The 3546-nt window shown below is 62.6% G+C and carries 2 protein-coding genes; both read right to left on the bottom strand.

What is annotated here, in order from left to right; all coding sequences use genetic code 11:
* Positions 1-1784 (bottom strand): TonB-dependent receptor (locus GY769_02745; GenBank protein MCP4200835.1); only part of this gene is annotated, 1784 nt, incomplete at its 3' end.
* A 186-nt stretch (positions 1785-1970) separates the two neighbouring features.
* Positions 1971-3410: a beta-lactamase family protein gene (locus tag GY769_02750; protein MCP4200836.1), complete on the bottom strand. Its 1440-nt coding sequence runs from the start codon at positions 3408-3410 to the stop codon at positions 1971-1973.
* Positions 3411-3546 lie beyond the last annotated feature (136 nt).

The raw sequence follows: 3546 nt of genomic DNA on the forward strand, positions 1-3546 counted from the left end.
CGCCCGACAGAGCCGCGGAGGGCGTTCTCTCCGGTGCCCCCGATGTTCCAGGCAAAGCCGAGGCGCGGGTCGATGTAGTCCCATGCGACCGTGTCCCTGCCCGGGATGATCTCGCCGGTGGGGTTGTTATCGTCGTCGAGGCGTGGTAAATCCTCGATCCAGCCCTTGCTTTTATCGTAACGTACACCGAGCTCGAGGGTCACGTCGTTGGTGATTTTCCAGGAATCGGCGACGAAGGCACTCCACGTTTCGGATTCGCCCCCGTAGAAGTGCGGAGTAGCCACGAACCGGTAATCGTACTCGTACCAGTAATAGTCGGTTCCGTATAAAACGTTATAGTAGTCGTACTTGTAAGAATATGTTATGCCAGTAGGTTCGCCGAGTTCACCCATCTGGTTGTACTGGATTCCGAAGCGAAACTCGTGGTCCCCCTTGAGGAAGTCGCTGGCGTGTTGGGTGAGTTTTATTTCCCCCGTGTCCATGTGGCTGTCCCAAAGCCAGGGCCAATAGGGGCCGCCGAAACTCTCCGTCGGAGACACGGTATAGTCGATGAAGTGCGGCTCGTCGGTCGGGGTTTGGGCCTTCACCTCCTCATGGCTCGACAAGTTACCATAGCGCGCCTCGAGGATGGTGTTCCGGCCGAGAATTCCGCTGTAATCCAGGGCATAGCTCTGGGTATCCACCGTAAACTCTGTCCATGTCGTGGGTTCGGCAAAGACGCTGCCCCCAGCGGGCTCGAGTCTTTCGTGGTCGTTATACGTCAGGTTGAGGCGGTGACTACCGCCGAGCTGCGCGGTGATCTTCCCGTCGTATAGGTCCGAGGTATCGTCCTTCGGCTCGGGGCCCGGTACCTGGTCCGGGGAGTAGGCGTTGAAGCGCCCCTGCTCGGCGCCGACGAAGAACCACAGCTTGTCGCGCACGACCGGGCCGCCCAAGGTCACGGACAGTCTGTCGTTGGTATCGAGCCGGTATGTCCGAGCTTCGTCCGGCGTGTCCTCTTGCAGGCTTTCGGCGTTCTCACCGACCCAGTCGGGGTTCTGGTAATTCAAGGCCGCCGATCCGTGGAACTGGTTGGTGCCCGACTTGGTGACGACGTTGAAGGCCGTCCCCAGCATTTGGCCGTACTCGGCGGAGGCGCCGGTGCCGACCACCGCGTACTCGGCGACCAACTCTTCGTTGAACGTCCACGCGAGATAGCCGGCTCCCGGCGTGGTCCGGTTGACGCCGTCGATGTTCCACTGGCTCATCTTCGCGTCAGCGCCGAAGGCGTTGATGAATTCCGATCCCTCGTTTGGCTGGGTAATGCCGGGGGTTGTCGCCATCACGTCGTAGAAATTCCCCCTGGTCGGCAGGTCGACGACATCCTCGAACTCGAGATTGGTAGTGAAGGTGGGGCTCGCCAGGTCGATGATCGGTGCCTCGGAGGTCACCGTGACCACGTCGGAGAACTCCCCCGGCATGCTGAAGTCGACCGAGGCCACCTTGCCGATCGCGACTCGCACCTCCTCGGCTGCCTGGGTTTGGTAGCCTTCGAGGGTGGCCGTGACCTTGAAGGTGCCGATCGGCATCGCCGGGAAACTGAAACCGCCGGAAGCGCTCGTCACCGCCGTCCGCTGGGCCGAGCCGAGAACCTCGCCGGCTACCACGATCGTGACCCCCGGCAGGGCCTGCCCATCGGCGTCGACGGTCCTTCCGCGAATGCTGCCGGTGGTCTGGGCCGATACGGAGAGCGCCGAGAGCAGCTGGAGGACCAATACGCCAAGGATTCCTGAAGCTCTGATCATCGGATTCACCTCTTTCAACGAAGGGAGAGCCTCTTCCTTGACGAGCCAGAGAATGGGCTCTCGGGTCTGGGATCACGCGATGATGGGGTAGATCGACCGGCGAGTCAAGCTTTTCTGACTTTTCTTCGGCATTCTCTCGACGTAGAGCCGGCGCGGCTGAACGGCCAGTCAGCTTTTGAGGCCGAATCAACGCCGCTCCGAGCCGAAATCGGCGACCTTGCCTTCGGCAGTCAGATAGAAGCGGTAAACCCGGCGAGCGTCCTCGGTCACGAGCGCGTAGTGGGCAATCCTCGTCACCGTCTCGCCGAGCCGTTCCATCGAGGTTGATCCCAGGTCGTCGTCTTCGAGCCAAGAAAAGCTCTTCTTCATCTCGAGGAGCCGGCCGGTACGCCGGCGGTTGATGGACTCGCGGACGCTGCCCGAGGCAGTCGCCGCGAGGCCGCGTCCCATGTCGGGAGTGGTCCGCCACTCGGCCCACGCCTGCAATAGGCCCTCCAGACGTGCCGTCCGCTGGGGGTCCGGATCGACACCTGGTGTCTCGGGATCGGGAAGGCGCAGATCGTCGTCGACCATGGCCGCGATCTCATGAGCGATCGCCACGGTCGGCGTGCCTGCCGCGTTGGCGAGGACGACGACCGTCAGCTTGTCCTCGACGTAACGAGCGATCGCCGCCCGGAAGCCCTGCCACGAACCGCCGTGCTCGATCAGCCGGCGCCCACGTTGCTCACTCAGCGACCAGCCGAAGCCATACGGGAAGGTGATTCCGTCGCCGAGTGACGCCGGTGTCCACCATGCGTCGTAGCTGGCCTCGCTCAGGAGCCGCCGCTCGCGCAGGGCGGCATCCCAGGCGACCATGTCCCTCGCCGTCACGTAGAGGGAACCGTCGGCCAGGGTGTTGTCGCTCGGGGGTACCCACTCCTGGTTCCGGAGCCCGCCTTCTTCGTTCCTTTCGTAGCCGTCGGCCCGGTTCTTGACAATGTCCGACTCGCTGATGACGCGCGCCGTCGTCATCCCGGCAGGCTCGAAGATGCGCTGCTTCAGGAACTCGCTCCAGTGCATATCGGTGAGCCTCGATGTCAGAATCCCGAGGACTATGTAGCCGGTGTTGCAGTAGCTCCACTGGCTGCCGGGCTCGAACTCGAGCGGTAACTTCCAGGAAATCTCCAGGTGTTCCTGCTCCGTGTAGTCGCGTAGCTCTTCGTACAAGTCATCGCTGGCATCACTGATGCCGGAGGTGTGGGTCAGGAGGTGCCGGATCGTGATCCGGTGCCAAGTGGCGGGGGCTCTCGGGAAGTGCAGGGCGAGGGGATCGTCCAGCTTCAGTTCGCCTTCCTCGGCGAGGAGCAGGATGCCGGCGGCCGTGAACTGCTTGCCGACCGAGGCGGTCTGGAAGATCGTGTCGGGCGACACCGGAACCTCCAGCTCGAGATTCGCGAGGCCGTACCCCTGGACCCTGGCCGGTATCCCGTTGCGGACGACGGCGATGGCGATGCCGGGGATATTCTGTTTCTCCATCGTGGCACGAACGTAATCGTCCACCTCGTCGCTGTACGCCGGCGCGGCAACCAGCGCACATCCGAGAATCAGCAAACAGCCACGCAAGATGAGGGGAAATCGCTGACGCATGACCCGCTCCTTTCGATGAGGGCTCGAGTTTACCGAGGCCAGTGTTTCAGTGGAAGATGCCACATATCCTGAGAGCCCCGGAGGGGCGACAGAACGTGACCTCATGAATAGTGCGGGTCAGGGTGCGCAGCAGGTC

It is taken from the genome of bacterium (assembly GCA_024224155.1).
GTDB lineage: Bacteria > Acidobacteriota > Thermoanaerobaculia > Multivoradales > JAHEKO01 > CALZIK01.